The following is a 19,644-nucleotide window of genomic DNA, read 5'->3' as shown; positions in this document are numbered from 1 at the left end:
ACTCCTGACTGATAGGTGTAAGCACGAAAGAGACTACCTGGTCAACTGTTCAGGCAGTTCAAAGGATGGGCGCGGGGGTGTAGCCGGCCGCCGAGGGGTAACGCTCGACGATCTCGGCGACCCGGTCCGCGACCGCGCGCACCTGGGCCGGCGCGGCGCCCACGAAGGCGGCCCGGTCGGCCACCAGGGTGTCGATCTCGGCCCGGGTCAACTGCAGGCGGCCGTCGACGGCGAGCCGGTCGAACAGGTCGTTGACCGCCACGCCCTTCTCCCGCATGGCCAGCGCCACGGCGACCGCGTGCTCCTTGATCACCTCGTGCGCGACCTCCCGGCCGACGCCCTTGCGGACCGCCGCCACGAGCAGCTTGGTGGTGGTCAGGAACGGCAGGAAGCGGTCCAGCTCGCGGGCGATCACCGCGGGGTACGCCCCGAACTCGTCCAGCACGGTGAGGAACGTCTGGAACAGCCCGTCGGTGGCGAAGAACGCGTCCGGCAGGGCCACCCGGCGCACCACCGAGCAGGAGACGTCGCCCTCGTTCCACTGGTCGCCGGCCAGCTCGCCGACCATCGACAGGTAGCCCCGGACGATCACGGCGAGGCCGTTGACCCGCTCGGACGAGCGGGTGTTCATCTTGTGCGGCATCGCCGACGAGCCCACCTGGCCCGGCTTGAAGCCCTCGGTGACCAGCTCCTGGCCGACCATCAGGCGGATCGTGGTGGCCAGCGAGGACGGACCGGCGACGATCTGGGCGAGCGCGGAGACCACGTCGAAGTCGAGTGAGCGCGGGTAGACCTGGCCGACGCTGCTCAGCACCCGGGCGAAGCCGAGGTGCCGGGCGACCTTGGCCTCCAGCTCGGCCAGCTTCTCGGAGTCCCCGTCGAGCAGGTCCAGCTGGTCGGCCGCGGTGCCGACCGGGCCCTTGATGCCGCGCAGCGGGTACCGGCCGAGCAGGTCCTCCAGCCGCTCGAACGCGATCAGCAGCTCCTCGGTCGCCGACGCGAACCGCTTGCCCAGCGTGGTGGCCTGCGCCGCGACGTTGTGCGAGCGGCCGGTCAGCACCAGGTCGGAGTGCTCCACGGCGAGGGCGGCGAGCCGGGCCAGGGTGGCGACCACGCGGTCCCGGATCAGCTCGAGCGACGCCCGGACCTGCAGCTGCTCGACGTTCTCGGTGAGGTCGCGGGAGGTCATTCCCTTGTGGATCTGCTCGAAGCCGGCGAGGTCGGAGAACTCCTCGATCCGCGCCTTGACGTCGTGCCGGGTGACCCGCTCGCGGGCCGCGATCGAGGCCAGGTCGACCTGGTCGAGCACCGACTCGTACGCCTCGACGGCGCCGTCGGGCACCGAGACGCCGAGGTCACGCTGGGCCTTCAGGACCGCCAGCCAGAGCCGGCGCTCCATCCGGATCTTCTCCTCCGGCGACCAGAGAGTGACGAGGTCGGCGGAGGCGTAGCGACTGGCAAGCACGTTCGGGATGGTCACGGCACTGATTCTTCCATGTGCTCCGGCTCACTCCTCGGCAGCCGGTGACGCAGGGTGCGGACGTCCGAGCTGAGCAACATGCCGAGCAGGCCGGCCACCAGGACTCCGGCACAGCCCAGCAGGGCCGGCCGCAGACCGATGTGGTCCGCGATCGGGCCGACCGCCATCTCGCCGATCGGGACGGCGAGGAACGAGCCGACCATGTCGTACGAGTAGACCCGGGCCAGCCGGTCCGCCGGGATGTGCTCCTGCATCGTGGACTCCCAGGCCACGCTGAACTGCTCCAGCCCGACCCCGGCCAGGAACGCGGCGCCGGCCAGTGGGAGCAGGTGCGGAGAGAGTCCGAGAACGATCAGCGGCCCGGCCATCGCGAACAGGGTGAGTACGCCGTACCGAAGAAAGCGCCGCAGCCGCAACCGCATCGCCAGCAGGCCCCCGGCGATCATGCCGGCGGTCTGGGCCGCGAGGACCAGGCCCCAGGCCCGGCGGCCGATGGTCACGTCGGCGAGCGCCGGAGCCAGCACGTGGGTGGCCCCGGACCAGGCCAGATTCGTCACGCAGGCGCCGACCACCACGACCCAGAGCCAGGTGTGCGAGCGGAACTCCGACCACCCGGTCCGCAGTTCCCGGAGCACACCCACCCGCTCCGCCGGAGCCACGAAGGGCACCCGGATGAACGCGAAACAGGCGGCGGAGATCACGAACGTGGCGGCGTCGACGACGATGCCCCAGCCCGGCCCGACCGCGGCGACCACCACCCCGGCCAGCGGCGCTCCGATGATCATCGCGCCGCTGAAGGTGAGCCGGCTGAGCGCGATCGCCCGCTGCCGGTAGTCCGGAGCGACCGTCCGGGGCAGCAGCGCGGAGCTGGCCGGCATGGCGAGCGCGGCCACCGCGCCGTTGACCGCGGAGAGCCCGATCAGCGCCGGGATGGTCGCGGTGTGGGTGAGCACCAGCGCGGCGATCAGGCCCTGGGTGAGCGCGGCGACCAGGTTGGCGCCGACCATCAGCAGATTCTTCGGCAGGCGGTCGGCGAGGACGCCGCCGAAGAGCAGGAAGGCCACGTTGCAGACGGTCCGGACGCCGACCACCAGGCCCAGGTCGCCGGCGCTGCCGGTCAGGTCGAGCACCGCGAAGGCGAGCGCGATCGGCGCGAACGCGTTGCCGAACACGTCCACCGCCCGCCCGGCCACGAGCAGGCGGAACGCGCGGGTCACTCGTCCTCCATCTCGAACAGGGCCACCGTCGTGCTGGTCCGGATCGTGCCCGGGGTGCCGGGTGGGCGGGCCGCGGCGTGCAGGTCGCGCACCGCGGCGGCGATCCGGTCCCGGATCTCCAGCCAGACCGCCGGGTCGACCCAGACCTCGGCGTCGCCGAGCGCGCCCTTGTTGCCCGGTCGACGTCGCGCGGCACGCCGGGTCAGCTCCTCGGCCGCGGCCGGGTAGAAGTGCGCGACCTGGTCGCTGCTGAGTGAACTCTTCAGGTCGTACCGGTAGCGCTTGGCCAGACCGCCGCGGATCTTCTCCTCCCCGGCGGCCACGATCAGGCCGCCGGCCAGCAGGTTGCGCAGGTGATAACTGGCGTTGGCGTGGGTGATGCCGAGCTCCCGCGCGATGTCGGCGGCGGTCAGCTCGGCCCCGGTGAGCAGCGAAAGAATGCGCAGGCGGACCGGGTGGGCCAGGGCGCGCAGCGAAGCATCCCCCAAAGACATGTTGGGGAGTCTAGAACCGGCCGGGTCAACCGTCCAACACTTGTTGGAGAGTGGCAGACTGCACGAAAAGGCGGCATTCTCGCTAAGGTTACTGGCGAGTAGGTTCGACGCTCATTCCGAAAGGTCCACCGATGACTGAATTCAACACCGAGTCGCTCTCCTCGATCGGCCCGAAGGAGTTCGCTCAGCTCGTCAAGTCCACGCCGGACTCCAAGCTCGCTGAGGTCATGGCGTCGGACTCGCGGACGAAGATCCTCGACGAGGTCTTCAACCGGATGCCCTCGCTGTTCCGCGCGGAGAAGGCGGGCGACGCCCAGGCCGTCATCCACTGGATCATCACCGGGCCGAACGCCGCCTCGAACACCTACGAGACCGTGATCGAGAACGGCGCCTGCACCGTCACCACCGAGCCGGCCCGCGAGCCGAAGCTGGCGATGACCATGGACGCGGTCACCTTCCTCAAGGTCGTCGCGGGCGACGGCAACCCGATGATGCTGTTCATGACCGGCAAGATCAAGGCGAAGGGCGACCTGGCGCTGGCGGCCAGCATCGCCAAGCTCTTCGACATCCCGAAGGCCTGATCCAGGTCCGCTCCGGGCGGGGTGTGCGGTCCGGTCGCGCTTTCCGCGACCAGATCACACACCCCTTTTCGGTACGACGTGCAGGCCCCGCCCAGTGACCCGTCGCGGCGTCCGCCCCGGTGCCGGGCCCGGCCGCGTGGCGCTCAGGGGCGGCGGGGCGCGGTTTCACCCCGTACGCCAAGCAGGTTTTAGATTTTGATCTCGTGGTTGATCGCGCGCAGCGCGATGTCCGAGCGGAACTGTGCGCCCGGCAGTGAGACGCCGCTGACCAGGGCGTAGGCGGCGTCGCGGGCGGACGGGAGATCGACGCCGGTCGCGGTGACGCTGAGCACGCGACCGCCGGCCGAGATCAGCTCGCCCGAGGAGTTGCGCGCGGTGCCGGCGTGGATCACCCCGGGGACCTCGCCGCCGGTGATCACGTCGCCGGTGCGCGGGGTGCCGGGGTAGTTGTGGCTCGCGACGACGATCGTGATCGCCGAACCGCCGTGCCAGATCAGCGGCGGGTGGGCGGCGAGCGTCCCGTCCGCGGCGGCCTTCAGCAGACCGCCCAGCGGCGTCCCCAGCAGCGCGAGGACCACCTGGGTCTCCGGGTCGCCGAAGCGCGCGTTGAACTCGATGACCTTGGGCCCGTCCGGGGTGAGCGCGAGGCCGACGTAGAGCAGGCCGGCGAACGGCGTGCCGCGCCGGCGCATCTCGGCGAGGGTGGGCTCGACGGTCTCCCGGAGCACGCGCTCGGTCAGGTCCTCCGGCGCCCAGTCGAGCGGCGCGTAGGCGCCCATCCCGCCGGTGTTCGGACCCTCGTCGCCGTCGGCGAGCCGCTTGAAGTCCTGTGCCGGCATCAGCGGGGCAACCGCGGTGCCGTCGGTGATCACGAAGAGCGAGACCTCGGGGCCGGGCAGGAACTCCTCGATGACGACCTTGCCGCAGGCCTCGGCGTGGATCAGCGCCTCGTCGAGGTCGTCGGTGACCACCACGCCCTTGCCGGCGGCGAGACCGTCGTTCTTCACCACGTAGGGCGCGCCCAGCTCGTCCAGCGCGGCGCGGACCGCGGCCATGTCGGTGCAGGCGAACGACCGGGCGGTCGGCACCCCGGCGGCGGCCATCACCTCGTTGGCGAACGCCTTGGAGCCCTCCAGCCGCGCCGCGGCGGCGGACGGGCCGAAGCAGGCGATGCCCTTGGCCCGGACCGCGTCGGCGACCCCGGCCACCAGCGGCGCCTCCGGGCCGACCACCACCAGGTCGGCGCTCAGCTCGACGGCGAGCGCGGCGACCGCGGCGGGATCGGTGGCCGTCACCTCGTGCAGCTCCGCCACCTGCGCTATCCCTGGATTGCCGGGAGCGGCGGCGAGGAAGTTGACGGATGGGTCGGCGGCTAGCCCGACAGCAAGCGCGTGTTCACGCCCGCCGGAGCCGATCAGAAGTACGCGCACGACGGCCCATCTTACGTCGCGTAAACTTCGGCAGTACCCGGGCTCCTCCAGGTACGACCTTGGGGAAAGGCATCCTTCCAGTGCCGGTGATCGTTTTGATCGGCGCCCAGTGGGGCGACGAGGGCAAGGGCAAAGCCACGGACCTGCTGGGCGACCGGCTGGATTACGTGGTCAAGTTCAACGGTGGCAACAACGCGGGCCACACCGTCGTCATCGACGGCGAGAAGTACGCACTGCACCTGCTCCCGAGCGGGATCCTCTCCCCGAACGTCATCCCGGTGATCGGCAACGGCGTCGTCGTCGACCTGAACGTGCTGTTCCAGGAGATCGACGGCCTGGAGGCCCGCGGCATCGACACCTCCCGGCTGCGGATCAGTGCGAACGCGCACGTCATCGCGTCGTACAACCGCTCGCTGGACAAGGTCTCCGAGCGCTTCCTGGGCGCCCGCCGGATCGGCACCACCGGCCGGGGCATCGGCCCGACCTACGCCGACAAGATGAACCGGGTCGGCATCCGGGTGCAGGACCTCTTCGACGAGTCGATCCTGCGGCAGAAGGTGACCGCCGCCCTGGCCTTCAAGAACCAGGTGCTGTCGAAGATCTACAACCGCAGCGCGGTCAAGGGCGAGGAGGTCGTCCAGGAGCTGTTGTCGTACGTCGACCGCCTGCGGCCGTACGTCGCGGACACCGCCCTGGAGCTGTCCCAGGCCCTCGACCAGGGCAAGGTCGTCCTCTGCGAGGCCGGCCAGGCCACCCTGCTCGACGTCGACCACGGCACCTACCCGTTCGTGACCAGCTCGAACGCGACGTCCGGCGGCGCCTGCACCGGCGCCGGCATCCCGCCCACCCGGATCGACCGGGTCGTCGCGGTGCTCAAGGCGTTCACCAGCCGGGTCGGCGAGGGCCCGTTCCCCACCGAGCTGCGCGACAAGTGGGGCGACTACCTGCGCGAGGTCGGCCACGAGTACGGGACGACCACCGGCCGCCCGCGCCGGATCGGCTGGCTCGACCTGGTGATCGGCCGCTACGCGCAGCGGATCAACGGGGTCACCGACTTCGCGATGACCAAGCTGGACAACTACGACGGCCTGGACGAGATCCCGGTCTGCGTCGCGTATGAGGTGAACGGCGTCCGGCACGACGAGATGCCGATCAACCAGACCGATTTCCATCACGCCAAGCCGATCTACGAGACGCTGCCCGGCTGGAAGCAGGACATCTCCGGCTGCCGCAAGTTCGCCGACCTGCCCCGGGAGGCGCAGGACTTCGTCGAGTTCGTCGAGGCCCGGATCGGCGCGCGGATCTCGATCGTCGGCGTCGGCCCCGGCCGCGAAGCGGTCATCGAGCGGCACTCGGTGCTGAGCGAGGCCTGAGTCATGGACGTGGTGGTCCTCAGCCTGGCCGAGGGGTCGGGCGACTCGTGCGGCTCCGAATCCGGCTGCGGCGGCTGCAACGCGGTCTGCGCCACGCCGCGCACCCCGGTGCTGGCCTGCGCGGATGTGCTCCGCGAGGCCGGCGCCCAGGTCGAGACGGTGCAGGCCGGCTCGGATCAGGAGATCGACGCCGTGCTGGCCCGGTTCGACGGCCCGGCCCGGGCGGACGGCCTGACCTGGCCGGCCTTCGCCGACGATCTCCGCCTGGTGATCGCCAGCGCGAGCGACGCCCAGCTGCGCGCCGTGGTCCGCCGGATGGTGCGGCGCTGGGCGCCGGCGCCCAGCAAGCGCCCCGGCGACCTGGCCGCGGACCGGACCGTGCCGGATCTGCCGCCGCTGGCGATCCTGCCGCTCGATCCGGACAACAAGGACGATCTGGCCGCTCAGCTGGGCCTGCCGCGGACCCCGGTCGACGTGGCGAAAGCCGTGCTGGCCGGCTCGACCCGCCGGCTCGACCTGCTGCGCAACGACGGCGGCTCGGTGACCCTGGACGGGGCGCTGCTCGGCGGTTCGGACGAGCAGGGCGCGGCGGTGCCGTGGCGGGGCCGGGTCGAGGTCGACGACCACGTCCTCAGCGAGGGTGAGGAGCCGATCCTGGCCTGCGTCGTCGGCAACGGTGGTGGTTACGCCGAGTTCGACGGGATCCGCCTGCTGGCCGACGGAAACCCCGAGGACGGCCGGGTCGAGGTCGCGGTCGCGGTTCCGGTCGTCGTCAAACAGAGATTCAAAAAAGGCGTTCGGGTACGGGTCGAGGTCCGTCGCGCCCGTGGCCGTGCGGTGTCCGTGCTGCCGCGCGAGGGGGAGCTGCAGTTCCTCGACGACGGGGTGGCCGGGTCGACCAGCCGGAAGAAGTCGTGGTGGACCGAGGCGGGGGCCTGGGCGGTCTACGCCTGATCCTTTTCGGACCTTCGCGCGTGACCCTCATCACATGTGGACGAGGGTCACGCGCGACTCAGGACCGGATTCAGGTCAGGGCGTCGGCCGCGGCCGGGTCACTGTCCCGCAGGAACTGAGCGCATCGGGCCGCCTCGTCGGCCTCCCCGATCGTCGCGGCCGCCTGCGACAGCGCGTGCAGGCAGCGGAGGAAGCCCTGGTTCGCCTCGTGCGCCCAGGGCACCGGGCCGTGGCCCTTCCACCCGTTGCGGCGCAGCGCGTCCAGGCCGCGGTGGTAACCCGTGCGGGCATAGGCGTAAGCGGTCACCGGCTCGCCGGCGGCGAGAGCGTTGGCGGCCAGCGGGGCCCACGCCGCGCTGTAGGACGGAAACTTGGCCGCGACCGCCTTGAACGCCTCGTCGGTACCGGCGGTCGCGGCGGCGGCGAGGGCCTGGTCGGCGTCGGCGTCGGCCGGAAGTCGAGTGGCCGGCGGCTCGGGAAGGAGGTTCTGCATGCCCCCATTCAACCCGCTGCCCCCGGCGTTGTGTTTCAGTCCCAGGCCGTGCCCAGTTTGACCAGGCGATCGGCGTACTCGATCTGGGTCTGCCAGCCGGCCGGCCAGGCGCCCAGGCCGAGCGCCGCGCCCGCGAACGCACCGGCCAGACAGGCGATCGAGTCCGAGTCGCCGGAGGACGCGGCGGCCCGGCCGAGGACCGTGACCGGCTCGTCCGGCGAGATCAGGTAGCAGTAGAGCGCGCCGGCCAGCGCCTCCTCGGCGATCCAGCCGCCGCCGGTGACCTGGCACGGATCGCCCTCGAACTGCCCGGCGGCGAGGCCCGCGGCCGCCTTGTCCAGCGCGGCCGCGGTCTCGTCCCAGCCGCGCGCGATGAATTCCTCCGGCGAGTCGACCATCGGGCGGCGCCAAAGTTCGCCGAGCCAGTCCCCCCGATAAATTTTTCGCTGCTCATCGCAGCGGTCGCGGAGGGCGGCCAGGAGGTCCGCCGGCGCGAGGCCGCCGCGAAGCCAATGCACCGCGTACGCGGTGAGCTCGCTCGCCGCAAGCGCGGTGGGGTGCCCGTGCGTCAGGGCCGCCTGGAACTGCGCCACCCCGGCGCGCTGATCGTCGGAGAACCCGGGAACCAGGCCGACCGGGGTGACCCGCATGTTCGCCCCGCAGCCCTTGGAACCGGCCTGGGTCGCCTCGACCCACGGGCCGCCCTCGGCCAGCGCACCGATCGCGCGCAGGCAGGTCATCCCCGGCGCGCGGTCGTTCTCCGGGCTGTACGCCCAGGCCAGGAACCGGCGGCGGAGCACCGGTTCGAGCCGCTCGGCGTCCGGGTCGCGCACCTCGAGCAGCGACTCACCGACCGCGAGCGCCATCTGGGTGTCGTCGGTGACCAGGGCCGGCTCGCCGTGCAGCTGCCGCGGGCCGGCCGGGCCGTAGCGGGAGACGATCGCCGGGTAGTCCATGAACTCGGTGGGTTTGCCGAGGGAGTCGCCGTAGGCCAACCCGAACATCGATCCCGACGCAGCACGCATGGTGCAACTCTAGGTTCCCGGTTGTTCATCGCGCATCAACGGTCGGGGTGTGCGTCCGGCCCTGGCCCGAGCGGCGCACCATGTACCCATGCCCGATCCCCTGCAACCGGTGCTCGGCGGCGACGTGCCGTTCGACGCGACCGCGTTCGAGATCGAGTCTCGTGAAGAGCTCGATTCCCACCTCGTCCGGAACAGCCTGGCCGGACTGATCGTTCTCGGTCTGCGGCTCGACCGGAACCCGCCCGACCTCGCCTCCGTCGACGTGCGCGACACCCTGTTCGTCGGGTGCCGGATCGTCTCGCCCGAGGTGGAGATCGACCTGATCCGGCGGGGCGCGCACGTGGTCCCGCCGTTCCGCACGCTGCCGTACCCGACGCATCCCGCGCTGCTCTACACCCCGGAGGACCTGGCCGCCGGGTTCGACGAGGGCGGCTTCGCCGGCATGTACGACACCGTCGTCTACCAGCACTTCGTGGCCCGGGGCGGGGCGGTTCCGGACGTCCGCGAGGCGGTCGCCCAGCGGCTGCACGACGCCGGGATCGACAACGCGCTGGGCAAGGCGCTGTCCGCGTGGGCGACGTCGCACGGCACCGCGGGCGCGGTCGGAATCATGGGCGGGCACGCCGAGCCCCGTGGCTCGGAGGCGTTCCGGATGGCCGCGACGCTGACCCGGCGGCTGGCCAAGGGCAACCGGCTGATCGTGACCGGTGGCGGGCCCGGCGTGATGGAGGCGGCCAACCTGGGGGCGTACTTCGCCTCCCGGAGCGAGCGGGAGCTGGACGCGGCGATCGACCTGCTGGCGGCCGCGCCGCACTTCCTGGACCACGATCCGTACACCGCGGCGGCGCTGGGTGTCCGGGCGACCTACCCGCTGCCGGCCGTCGACCTGGCCGACCGGCTCCGGTACGGCGGGCTGGCGCTGCCGACCTGGCTCTACGGTCACGAGCCGGCCAACCTGTTCGCCGGCCAGATCGGCAAGTACTTCTCCAACGCCGTCCGGGAGGACTCGATCCTGCGCCTGTCCCGCGGCGGGATCGTCTTCGCGCCCGGCTGGGCCGGCACCGTGCAGGAGGTGTTCCAGGCCGCGACGAAGACGTTCTACCAGACCGACGGGCCGTCCGGGGCGTTCGTCTTCCTCGGCTCCGACCACTGGGCCAAGCTCCCGGTGGTGGAGCTGCTGAGCACGCTGCTGGCCCGCTCGCCGCACGGCGACCAGTCCGGGCTGATCGTGGTCACCGACTCGATCGACGAAGCGATGACGGCACTGACCGCATAGTCCCAGCTCACGGGAGCTTGGCAGCGGGGCGCACACTGCGAGCATGGCGATCCTGTTGCTGTTCTTCGCGGGCATTCTGATCCTGGGGCTCATCTCGGCCGTGACGGCCGGGCGGCGCAATCGTCGCTCGGCCGGCCGCGGACATCACGCCGGTTACTTCGGGACCGACGCGAACTACCTCCCGCCGGACGCGGGCTCCAGTCACCACCACCATCACGGCGGGCACCACGGTGTCGGGCACCACGACGGCGGCGGCGCCTCGTGGGGTGGCGACGGCGGCTCGTTCGGGGGCGGCGGCGACGGTGGGGGCGGCGGGAACTGAGGCGGGATTTGCCGGCCCGACGCACACTGCGCTGATGGAGATCCTGCTCTTCGTGATCATCGCCGGTTTCGCCGTCGTCGGGCTCGCCAAGGGGCTCCGGTCCCGGCGCGGCCACGGCCCGGCCGGGCGCCGGTACTCCGGGGGACCGGGGCCGCACACCGACAGCCTCTCGTCCTCACACTCGTGGAGCGACAACAGCCCGCAGCACGGCCACCACCACGGCTCAGACGGCCACCACGGCTCGAGTCACGACGGCGGCGGGGGCGGCGACAGCGGATCGTCGTCGGACAGCGGCGGCGGCGACAGCGGCGGTGGCGGCGATTGAGCCCGCCGCTCAGGCGACGTGCACCCGGCGCCAGTGCGCCGCCGGAAGATCATTTTCCGGTACGTCGGTGAGCCCGTTCTCGTCCATCGCGTTGAAGACGGCGAGCCGGGCGCCGTCGAACAGGAACTCGATCGCGTGCAGCACCCGCGGGCGCCAGTCGGCCACCGTGGTCCGCTCGATGATGTTGACCGCGCGCAGCTGACGGCCCCGGGCGTTGCGCAGCGCGGCGTGCGGATCGGGACGCCAGTCGAAGTGCTCGTACATGTCGATCGGAATCGACATGTCGATCTGGTCCCAGGTGATCGCACACTCGTCGAACTTACGGTGAGTGATCTCAACGCGACTCAGTCCGAAGTCGAGGATCACCGGACCGTCGGCGAACCAACCACGCTCGGCGACATCCCAGAGCAGCCGGCTTGATCGCAATTTACGGCCGATGAGCCGCACGAACATGTGTCGATGAGTGGCGGCGAGCGCCTCGGCGTCGTGATGCCACTCGGGTTTCCAACCCTCGATAGCGAGCACGATCACCGTCCCTTGATCAAGACCGCTCGATCGTACCCATGTCGCTGTGTAACCCCGCAAGACGAAGACGGCCGATCCCCGCGAACGAGGACCGGCCGCTTACGTCGGGAGAGTTACTTCGCGAGGGTCGTGCCGGTCGAGCGGAGGTGCTCGCAGGCCTCGACAACGCGCTTGGCCAGACCGTTCTCGGCCAGCTTGCCCCAGGCGCGCGGGTCGTACGCCTTCTTGTTGCCGACCTCGCCGTCGATCTTCAGCACGCCGTCGTAGTTCTTGAAGACGTGGTCGACGACCGGGCGGGTGAACGCGTACTGCGTGTCGGTGTCGATGTTCATCTTCACCACACCGAAGTCCAACGCGCCGTGGATCTCCGAGAGCAGCGAGCCGGAGCCGCCGTGGAAGACCAGGTCGAGCGGCTTCTCCTCGCCGTACTTCGCGCCGATCGCGTCCTGGATCTCCTTGAGGATCTCCGGACGGAGCTTGACGTTGCCCGGCTTGTAGACGCCGTGCACGTTGCCGAAGGTCAGCGCGGTCAGGTAGCGACCCCGCTCGCCCAGGCCCAGCTTGGCGGCGGTGGCCAGGCCGTCCTCGACGGTCGAGTACAGCTTGTCGTCGATCGCGGCGGAGACGCCGTCCTCCTCGCCACCGACGACGCCGACCTCGATCTCGAGGATGATCTTCGCGGCAGCGGCCGCGGCGAGCAGCTCCTCGGCGATCTGCAGGTTCTCGTCCAGCGGCACGGCCGAGCCGTCCCACATGTGCGACTGGAACAGCGGGGCCAGGCCCTTGTTCACGCGCTCCTGGGAGATCGCGATCAGCGGCCGGACGTACTTGTCCAGCTTGTCCTTCGGGCAGTGGTCGGTGTGCAGCGCGATGTTGACCGGGTAGTTCTTGGCGACCTCGGTCGCGTACTCAGCCAGCGCGACCGCGCCCGTGATCATGTTCTTGATCGTCGGGCCGGACGCGTACTCCGCGCCACCGGTGGAGATCTGCACGATGCCGTCGCTGCCGGCCTCCGCGAAGCCCTGCAGGGCCGCGTTGAGAGTCTGCGAGGACGTCACGTTGATCGCCGGGTAGGCGAACGCGCCGGCCTTGGCGCGATCGATCATCTCGGCGTAGACCTCGGGGGAAGCGATAGGCATCAGTGCGCTCCTTGCTCTTCAAACGGGAAGCAGAGGGCAGGACCGCGCTGTCCTCCAGCAGCAGTATTCCGCAGTCGCGGTGCGTAGCGGAAATCGCCCCGAAATTCGTCGGCTCGGCCTCGCCGTCCCGTGACGAATCAGCAGTTGTGGGGCATATTGCCGCCGACAGGTGTCGCGCTCCGCGACAGCCGGTGGCCGGGTGCCGGTTTGTGCGGCATCCGGCCGGGCAAACGCGCACCATGGGACTGAAGCCGGCGACACGAGAGGGGAGCCGAGGATGACACGTCTGATGGACGAAGCCGACCTGGAGACGCCCGAGGTGGACGCCGCCGAGCAGGCGATGAGTGCGGTCCCGGCCGGGCCGGACGACGAACCCGACGAGGCGCCGGTCTTCGCCGAGGCGAACGAGTGGGACGCCGCGGAACAGAACCGGATCGTCGAGTTCGACGACGACTACCGCTGACGACGGTCCGGGCCGCACGCGGCCCGGACCGGTTCACTTGGTGACATAGGTCGGGTTGGCGACCGCCCAGCCCGCCAGCCGATCGTCACGAATCGCCTGGTAGAGACTCTTCCAGTCGGCGCTGTCGACGATCACGCCGGTGTTCTCGCCGTCATACCTGATGTTGAAGCGGGGCGCGGTCAGGCCGATCAGCTCCGGGCTCGCCAGCTGGGTGGCCGCTTTCAGCAGGACCGGCAGGTCGCCGTCGTACTGCAGACCCGCCCCGGCTGCGGCGATCAACTGCTGGACCCGGGTCAGGGACCCGGCCGTGCCGTCGGCCGCCAGCTTCCTCGCCAGCGCGGCCACGAACCGCTGGGTGTTGCGATCCCGGTCGATGCCGAGTTGCCGCAGCCCGTCCTGCCCCTGCAGCAGGGCGGTGACGTCACCGTCGTTGATCTGCTGGCAGCCCTTCGCCAGCCCCTTGCGGCCGCCCTGCGCCGAAATGGCCTGGTCGAGGCAGACCCGGACCGGGCCGGCCGCCTCGGTCACCCCGCGCCAGGCCGGATAGTCGACCACCACGGCGGCATCCAGGTCGACCCCGGTCAACGCCGTCACTGTCGCGGTGGTCACCTGGGCGCCGCCCAGGGCCGTCGTCGCGGCGAGTTTCTGCCGGCCGTGGCCGGGCACGTCGACCAGGCCGTCACGCGGCAGGCTCACCATCCAGCCGGCGCTGCGGTCGGCCGGCAGGTGCAGCAGCATGACCGTGTCCGCCCGCGCGGTCTTCGAGCCCGGTCGGCGGTCGATGCCGATCAGCAGCACGTCGACCGGGTCGCGGGCGACCGGCACGGAGCTCCCCGGCATGGCGGTGCCCAGGAGCTCCTCCGACTGGATCTGTTCCGGTTGTCCCCCGTGCCACCAGTTGGTGGTCACGACCGGTACAGCTGCCGCGGCGAGCAGCACGGCGGCGGCCGCGCCGAGCGCTCGTCGCCGGGTGCGGCGGCGCTTCACCCGTACCCAGGCAAGATCGATGCGAGCCCGGACCGGACCAGCCTCCGGGACCACCGCCTCCTGCCGCCCGAAGGCGGCCCTCAGGTCTTCCTCGACCGTGCTCATTTCGTCACCTCCGCTGCGCTCATGGGGGCCTCCACCAGCTCGGCGCGGAGTGCGTCGAGCCCTCGCGAGATGGATGAACGGACCGTCCCGACGGCGCAGCCGAGAATGTCGGCGATCTCCTGATCGGGCAGGTCCTCGTAGAACCGCAACACCAGGGCCGCGCGCTGGCGGCGCGGCAGGGTGGCGAGCAGGGACCAGACGCGATCCCGCTCGGCACTCTCGGCGGCGTGGTCGGAGGGCGCCGCGACCACCGGATCCGCGTCGGCCCGCAGCAGCACACGGCGCCACCACGAGGCTCGACGGGACTCGATGAACTGGTTGGTCAGGATCCTGCGCACGTAGCTGTCCGGAGAGTCGCTGCGCGCCACCCGCCACCAGTGCAGCTGGGCCCGGAGCATGGTCTCCTGCACCAGGTCCTCAGCGGCGTGGGGGTCGCCGGTCAACATGACGGCATAGCGCAACAGCGCGCTGAGCCGGCTGTCGGCGAAATCCTCGTAGGTCACGGGCACCTCCGCTCCTACGACGGGACTGGACACCGGAATCGTTGCGGTCCCGCGCAAATGAATCGCCAGCGCGGCTCGGCGCTGCGACCATCTACCGCGTGCTACTCACCGTGACGACCACCCACCGGCCCGCGACAGATCTTGGCTACCTGCTGGTCAAGCATCCGGACAAGGTCCAGCAGTTCGACCTGCCCACCGGTACGGCGTACGTCATGTTCCCGGAGGCCACCGAGGAGCGGTGCACCGCCGCGCTGCTGCTGGACGTCGATCCGCAGAAGCTGCGCGCCCGGGCCGACGCCTTCGAGCTGAGCCAGTACGTCAACGACCGGCCGTACGCGGCGTCCAGCCTGCTCGCCAGCGCCCTGTCGAAGATCTTCCGCAGCGCCCAGCGTGGCACCTCGAAGGATCGGCCGGAACTGGCCGCCCAGGCGATCCCGCTGGAGATCCGGGTGCCCGTGCTGCGTGGCGGCACCGAGCTGGTCACCCGCCTGTTTGCCCCGCTGGGCTGGACGGTGACCGCCACCGCGATCCCGTTCGAGCCGGAGCTCGGCGGCGACAGTCGCTACGTCGACCTGCGCCTGGCCGGCACGCTGCGGCTCGCCGACGCGATCAACCATCTGTACGTGCTGCTCCCGGTGCTCGACGACGGCAAGCACTACTGGGTCGCGCCGGACGAGATCGAGAAGCTGCTGCGCTCCGGCGCCGGCTGGCTCGCCGGCCACCCGGAGAAGGTGCTGATCGCCCGCCGCTACCTCGCGCACCGCAAGTCGCTGGCCACCACCGCGCTGGAGCTGCTGGACGCGGACCAGCCGGTCACCGAGGAGGAGGCCGAGCTGCCGGTGGAGCGCAAGGCGCCGCTCGCCGCGCAGCGCCGGGACGCGGTGCTCGCCGCGCTGACCGAGGTCGGCGCGACCCGGGTGCTCGACCTGGGCTGCGGGCCCGGCGCGCTGCTCGGCGCCCTGCTCAAGGAGAGCCGGTTCACCGAGATCGTCGGGGCCGACGTCTCGGTCCGGGTGCTGGAGCAGGCCGAGCGCCGGCTCCGGCTGGACCGGCTGCCGCAGCGTCAGCGGGACCGGATCACGCTGATCCAGACCGCGCTGACGTACCACGACGACCGGCTCAGCGGGTACGACGCGGCCGTGCTGATGGAGGTGATCGAGCATGTCGACCTGCCCCGGCTCCCGGCGCTGGAGGCCGGCGTGTTCGGTCGCGCCCGGCCCGGCGCGGTCATCGTGACCACCCCGAACGTGGAGTACAACGTGCACTATCCGGGCCTGACCGGGATGCGGCACTCGGACCATCGCTTCGAGTGGACCCGGGCCGAGTTCGCCGAGTGGGCCGAGTCCGTCGCTTCGCGGTTCGGCTACACCGTGACCATCCGCGGGGTGGGTGAGTCCGACGAGACCACCGGCGCCCCGACCCAGCTGGCCCTGTTCATCCGTACGGAGGTGACCGCATGATCGACATCCCGGAACTCAGCCTGGTCGCGCTGGTCGGCATCTCCGGATCCGGCAAGTCCACGTTCGCGCGCACCCATTTCGCCGCCACCCAGGTGCTCTCCTCGGACTTCTTCCGCGGTCTGATCGCCGACGACGAGAACGACCAGTCCGCCTCCGCGGAGGCGTTCGACGCGCTGCACTACATCGCCGGCAAGCGGCTGGCCGCCGGGCGGCTCACCGTGGTCGACGCGACGAACCTGCAGTCGCACGGCCGGGCCGCCCTGATCAAGCTGGCCCGCGAGCACGACGTGCTGCCGGTCGCGATCGTCCTGGACGTGCCCGAGTCGGTGGCCTGGGAGCGCACGCAGGCCCGGCCGGACCGGACGTTCGGGCGCCAGGTCCTCGGCCGCATGCAGCGTGACCTGCGGCGCTCGCTCGGGCAGCTGACCCGGGAGGGCTTCCGCAAGGTGCACGTGCTGCGCGGGCCGGAGGAGATCGCGGGCGCCGAGATCCGCTACGAGAAGCTGTTCAACGACAAGCGGGACGAGCACGGGCCGTTCGACATCGTCGGTGACGTGCACGGCTGCCGGGCCGAGCTGGAGGTCCTGCTCGGCAAGCTGGACTACGAGCTGGTCCGGGACGACTCGGGGCGGCCGGTCGACGCCGTACATCCGGAAGGTCGCAAGATGGTCTTCGTCGGTGACCTCGTCGACCGCGGGCCGGACTCACCCGGCGTGCTGCGCCTGGTGATGGGCATGGTGGCGGCCGGCCACGCGATCTGTGTGCCGGGCAACCACGAGCAGAAGCTGGCCCGCAAGCTGAACGGGCGCAACGTCCAGCTCACCCACGGGCTGCCGGAGACGCTGGCGCAGCTGGAGGCCGAGCCGGCCGAGTTCGTCGGCGAGGTGCGCGCCTTCATCGAGGGCCTGGTCAGCCACTACGTGCTGGACGACGGGAAGCTGGTGGTCGCGCACGCCGGGCTGAAGGAGGCGTACCAGGGGCGGACGTCCGGGCGGGTGCGCAGCTTCGCGCTCTACGGCGAGACCACCGGCGAGACCGACGAGTACGGCCTGCCGGTCCGCTACCCGTGGGCCCAGGAGTACCGCGGGTCCGCCGCCGTCGTCTACGGCCACGTGCCCACCCCGCGCGCGGAGTGGATCAACAACACGATCTGTCTGGACACCGGCTGCGTCTTCGGTGGCGCGCTGACCGCGCTGCGCTGGCCGGAGCGGGAGCTGGTCGACACGCCGGCCGCGAAGGAGTACTACGCCCCGGTCCGGCCGCTGATCACGGCCGCGGCACCCGACCGCGGTCTGGACATCACCGACGTCACCGGCCGCAAACACCTCGATTATGGGTACGGGCGTACCACGGTCCCCGCCGAGAACGCCGCGGCCGCGCTGGAGGTGATGGGCCGGTTCGCCGTCGACCCGGAAACCCTGGTCTGGCTGCCCCCGACGATGGCACCGTGCTCCAGCTCAACCGTCGAGGGCTTCCTGGAGTACCCGACGTCGGCCTTCGCCAACCTGCGCGCGGCCGGCGTCGGCCGGGTGATCTGCGAGGAGAAACACATGGGCTCCCGGGCCGTCGTCCGGGTCTCGGCGTCCGGCACCGGCGACGCGATCTGGACCCGGACCGGGCGGCCGTTCTTCGGGCCGGAACTCGACGGGCCGCTGCTGGCCCGGGTCCGGGCCGCCGTCGCGCCGATCCTGGCCGAGCTGGAGACCGACTGGCTGCTGCTCGACGCGGAGCTGCTGCCCTGGTCGGCGAAGGCCGGCAGCCTGATCCGCGACCACTTCGCCGGGGTGGGCGCGGCCGGGCGGGCCGCGCTGCCGGCCGCACTGGACGTGTTGGACCGGGCCGCCGGTCGCGGGCTGGACGTCACGGCGCTGCGGGACCGACTCGAGCTGCGCTCCTCGGAGATCGCCGGCTACTCGGCGGCCTACCTGGCGTACGTGAAGCCGTCCGACGGGCTGACCGGGGTCACGCTCGCGCCGTTCGCGGTGCTGGCCGGCGCCGGCGTGAGCTACGCCGACCGGGACCACGGCTGGCACCTGGCGATCGCGGATCGCCTGGTCGCGGCGGACCCGGAGCTGTTCACGCCGACCCGGCGGATGGTGGTGGACCTGGCCGACCCGGCCGCCGAGGCAGCGGCGACCGAGTGGTGGCTGACGCTGACCGGGGCCGGTGGCGAGGGGATGGTGGTGAAGCCGTACTCCGGCCTGGCCGCGGTCGACGGCAAGGGCCGGCTCGTGCAGCCGGGCGTGAAGTGCCGCGGCCGGGAGTACCTGCGGATCATCTACGGCCCGGAGTACACCCGGCCGGAGCAGCTCGACCGCCTGCGGCAGCGCAACCTGGGCCGCAAGCGGAACATGGCGCTGCGCGAGCACGGGATGGGCCTGGCGGCGCTGGACCGGCTGGCCGAGGGCGCGCCGTCCTGGCGGGTGCACGAACTGGTCTTCGCGATCCTGGCCGCCGAGTCCGAGCCGGTCGACCCGCGGCTCTGACCGTGTTCGAGGGCGTCCTCGCCGCCGCGCGGGGGCGCCCTTGTTTCCAGGCCGTAAGCACAAAGTATCCACAGCAGTCGTACAGGTTGGGCGCGCCGAAGGGCCGGTACCCTGGCTAACCGTGGACACCACCCGTGCGCTCACCGAGCAGCTCGCCCTGAACCCGATGGACCCGAAGGACCTGCTGCACACCTTCGGGCTGTACGGCGTGTGGGCCATCCTCTTCGCGGAGACCGGCCTGCTGGTCGGCTTCTTCTTCCCCGGTGACTCGCTGCTGTTCCTGGCGGGCATCGCGGCGTCCCCGGTGGCCGACGCGATCTTCGGCGGCGGCACCCAGATCTCGCTGGCCGGCCTGCTGATCGGCGCGCCGATCTGCGCGATCGCCGGGGCGCAGTTCGGTCACTGGCTCGGCGCACGGTACGGCCGCAACATGTTCGAACGCCCCGACTCCAAGCTGTTCAAGCGGGAGTACGTGGAGAAGGCCGAGTTCTACTTCCAGAAGTTCGGCCCGGCCAAGGCCGTGGTGCTGGCCCGGTTCATCCCGATCGTGCGGACGTTCCTGAACCCGGTGGCCGGCACCCTCGGCATGCCCGCCCGGCAGTTCTTCCTCTGGAACGCGGTCGGCGCGATCCTGTGGACCGACGGCGTGCTGCTGATCGGGTACGCATTGGCCAAGCAGATCTACGACGCCATCGGCGACAAGATCGACCACTACATCCTGCCGGTCGTCGTGGTCATCGTGCTGATCTCGGCGCTGCCGATCCTGATCGAGATGCTGCGCGAGCGGAAGGCCAAGAAGAACGGCACGCACACCGGCCCGCAGCCGTCGGCGGCGGTCGGCGTGGTCGCGGCGGCCAGCATCGCCGGGCTCGCCGAGGCGGCCCAGCACCACCACCGTGACGACGAGGACGACGAGCGGAACCGGCGGCCGCGGTCGCACCGCGCCTGACCTCGGTCCACCACTTCCGGCCGGTCCTGGATCCATCCAGGGCCGGCCGAGGTGTTT

Annotated in this window: 20 protein-coding genes; 10 read left to right on the top strand and 10 right to left on the bottom strand. The window is 71.2% G+C overall.

Annotation, left to right across the window (positions count from 1 at the left end; translation table 11 throughout):
- Positions 1 to 58: 58 nt before the first annotated feature.
- The 3 genes from purB to L3i22_RS00570 are packed head-to-tail and all read right to left on the bottom strand — an operon-like array spanning position 59 to position 3,191.
- Positions 59 to 1,480 carry an adenylosuccinate lyase gene (purB, locus tag L3i22_RS00580; RefSeq protein ID WP_370644335.1) on the bottom strand — a complete coding sequence of 474 codons (1,422 nt, stop codon included), beginning with the start codon at positions 1,478 to 1,480 and terminating at the stop codon, positions 59 to 61.
- Entirely contained in the window at positions 1,477 to 2,697 is a 1,221-nt protein-coding gene (locus L3i22_RS00575; protein ID WP_221325057.1) for an MFS transporter, read from the bottom strand. The genes purB and L3i22_RS00575 overlap by 4 nt, the downstream gene beginning before the upstream one ends.
- On the bottom strand, positions 2,694 to 3,191 hold the full coding sequence (locus L3i22_RS00570; RefSeq protein WP_221325056.1) for a helix-turn-helix domain-containing protein: 498 nt from the start codon (positions 3,189 to 3,191) through the stop codon (positions 2,694 to 2,696). The genes L3i22_RS00575 and L3i22_RS00570 overlap by 4 nt, the downstream gene beginning before the upstream one ends.
- 131 nt (positions 3,192 to 3,322) lie before the next feature.
- On the opposite strand from L3i22_RS00570, the gene L3i22_RS00565 reads away from it, so the two are divergent.
- Positions 3,323 to 3,772 carry an SCP2 sterol-binding domain-containing protein gene (locus L3i22_RS00565; protein WP_221325055.1) on the top strand — a complete coding sequence of 150 codons (450 nt, stop codon included), beginning with the start codon at positions 3,323 to 3,325 and terminating at the stop codon, positions 3,770 to 3,772.
- A gap of 188 nt (positions 3,773 to 3,960) precedes the next feature.
- Here L3i22_RS00565 and purD read toward each other — a convergent pair whose 3' ends face one another.
- On the bottom strand, positions 3,961 to 5,202 hold the full coding sequence (purD, locus tag L3i22_RS00560; protein WP_221325054.1) for a phosphoribosylamine--glycine ligase: 1,242 nt from the start codon (positions 5,200 to 5,202) through the stop codon (positions 3,961 to 3,963).
- A gap of 80 nt (positions 5,203 to 5,282) precedes the next feature.
- On the opposite strand from purD, the gene L3i22_RS00555 reads away from it, so the two are divergent.
- Both L3i22_RS00555 and L3i22_RS00550 read left to right on the top strand, forming a co-directional pair.
- Positions 5,283 to 6,575 carry an adenylosuccinate synthase gene (locus L3i22_RS00555; RefSeq protein ID WP_221325053.1) on the top strand — a complete coding sequence of 431 codons (1,293 nt, stop codon included), beginning with the start codon at positions 5,283 to 5,285 and terminating at the stop codon, positions 6,573 to 6,575.
- 3 nt (positions 6,576 to 6,578) lie between these two features.
- Positions 6,579 to 7,529: an acylglycerol kinase family protein gene (locus L3i22_RS00550; RefSeq protein ID WP_221325052.1), complete on the top strand. Its 951-nt coding sequence runs from the start codon at positions 6,579 to 6,581 to the stop codon at positions 7,527 to 7,529.
- Between the two features lie 70 nt (positions 7,530 to 7,599).
- Here L3i22_RS00550 and L3i22_RS00545 read toward each other — a convergent pair whose 3' ends face one another.
- Together L3i22_RS00545 and L3i22_RS00540 are read right to left on the bottom strand one after the other, a co-directional pair.
- On the bottom strand, positions 7,600 to 8,022 hold the full coding sequence (locus L3i22_RS00545) for a DUF3151 domain-containing protein (protein ID WP_221325051.1): 423 nt from the start codon (positions 8,020 to 8,022) through the stop codon (positions 7,600 to 7,602).
- Positions 8,023 to 8,057: 35 nt separating this feature from the next.
- Positions 8,058 to 9,047: an ADP-ribosylglycohydrolase family protein gene (locus L3i22_RS00540; RefSeq protein ID WP_221325050.1), complete on the bottom strand. Its 990-nt coding sequence runs from the start codon at positions 9,045 to 9,047 to the stop codon at positions 8,058 to 8,060.
- A gap of 88 nt (positions 9,048 to 9,135) precedes the next feature.
- On the opposite strand from L3i22_RS00540, the gene L3i22_RS00535 reads away from it, so the two are divergent.
- Genes L3i22_RS00535 through L3i22_RS00525 form a run of 3 tightly spaced genes read left to right on the top strand, consistent with a single transcriptional unit; the run spans position 9,136 to position 10,970 of the window.
- Positions 9,136 to 10,323 (top strand): LOG family protein, encoded by a 1,188-nt coding sequence (locus L3i22_RS00535; protein ID WP_221325049.1) that lies wholly within the window; start codon positions 9,136 to 9,138, stop codon positions 10,321 to 10,323.
- A 43-nt stretch (positions 10,324 to 10,366) separates the two neighbouring features.
- A complete protein-coding gene (locus tag L3i22_RS00530) occupies positions 10,367 to 10,645 on the top strand; it encodes a hypothetical protein (RefSeq protein WP_221325048.1) in 279 nt (92 codons plus the stop codon).
- A gap of 34 nt (positions 10,646 to 10,679) precedes the next feature.
- Positions 10,680 to 10,970 carry a hypothetical protein gene (locus tag L3i22_RS00525; RefSeq protein WP_221325047.1) on the top strand — a complete coding sequence of 97 codons (291 nt, stop codon included), beginning with the start codon at positions 10,680 to 10,682 and terminating at the stop codon, positions 10,968 to 10,970.
- Positions 10,971 to 10,979: 9 nt separating this feature from the next.
- On the opposite strand, the gene L3i22_RS00520 is transcribed toward L3i22_RS00525, so the two are convergent.
- Together L3i22_RS00520 and fbaA are read right to left on the bottom strand one after the other, a co-directional pair.
- Positions 10,980 to 11,501, bottom strand: a complete 522-nt coding sequence (locus tag L3i22_RS00520) for a hypothetical protein (RefSeq protein ID WP_255657849.1) — start codon at positions 11,499 to 11,501, stop codon at positions 10,980 to 10,982.
- Positions 11,502 to 11,608: 107 nt separating this feature from the next.
- Positions 11,609 to 12,634 carry a class II fructose-bisphosphate aldolase gene (gene fbaA / locus L3i22_RS00515; protein WP_221325046.1) on the bottom strand — a complete coding sequence of 342 codons (1,026 nt, stop codon included), beginning with the start codon at positions 12,632 to 12,634 and terminating at the stop codon, positions 11,609 to 11,611.
- Positions 12,635 to 12,911: 277 nt separating this feature from the next.
- On the opposite strand from fbaA, the gene L3i22_RS00510 reads away from it, so the two are divergent.
- Complete coding sequence (locus L3i22_RS00510; protein ID WP_221325045.1) at positions 12,912 to 13,097, top strand: hypothetical protein; 186 nt, start codon at positions 12,912 to 12,914, stop codon at positions 13,095 to 13,097.
- A 33-nt stretch (positions 13,098 to 13,130) separates the two neighbouring features.
- Here the strand turns inward: L3i22_RS00510 and L3i22_RS00505 are convergent, their stop codons facing one another.
- Positions 13,131 to 14,189 (bottom strand): LCP family protein, encoded by a 1,059-nt coding sequence (locus L3i22_RS00505; RefSeq protein ID WP_221325044.1) that lies wholly within the window; start codon positions 14,187 to 14,189, stop codon positions 13,131 to 13,133.
- A complete protein-coding gene (locus L3i22_RS00500) occupies positions 14,186 to 14,692 on the bottom strand; it encodes a SigE family RNA polymerase sigma factor (protein ID WP_221325043.1) in 507 nt (168 codons plus the stop codon). The genes L3i22_RS00505 and L3i22_RS00500 overlap by 4 nt, the downstream gene beginning before the upstream one ends.
- Before the next feature lie 98 nt (positions 14,693 to 14,790).
- On the opposite strand from L3i22_RS00500, the gene L3i22_RS00495 reads away from it, so the two are divergent.
- The 3 genes from L3i22_RS00495 (at position 14,791) to L3i22_RS00485 (ending at position 19,587) form a co-directional block, all read left to right on the top strand.
- A complete protein-coding gene (locus L3i22_RS00495) occupies positions 14,791 to 16,152 on the top strand; it encodes a 3' terminal RNA ribose 2'-O-methyltransferase Hen1 (protein ID WP_221325042.1) in 1,362 nt (453 codons plus the stop codon).
- Positions 16,149 to 18,638 carry a polynucleotide kinase-phosphatase gene (locus tag L3i22_RS00490; RefSeq protein WP_221325041.1) on the top strand — a complete coding sequence of 830 codons (2,490 nt, stop codon included), beginning with the start codon at positions 16,149 to 16,151 and terminating at the stop codon, positions 18,636 to 18,638. Before L3i22_RS00495 ends, L3i22_RS00490 begins: the two co-directional genes overlap by 4 nt.
- Positions 18,639 to 18,804: 166 nt before the next feature.
- On the top strand, positions 18,805 to 19,587 hold the full coding sequence (locus tag L3i22_RS00485; protein ID WP_221329723.1) for a DedA family protein: 783 nt from the start codon (positions 18,805 to 18,807) through the stop codon (positions 19,585 to 19,587).
- Positions 19,588 to 19,644 lie beyond the last annotated feature (57 nt).

Origin of the sequence: Actinoplanes sp. L3-i22, assembly GCF_019704555.1 — a bacterium.
GTDB lineage: Bacteria > Actinomycetota > Actinomycetes > Mycobacteriales > Micromonosporaceae > Actinoplanes.
Note: the sequence above shows the minus strand (reverse complement) of the source record. Positions and strands in the feature narration are given on the sequence as shown.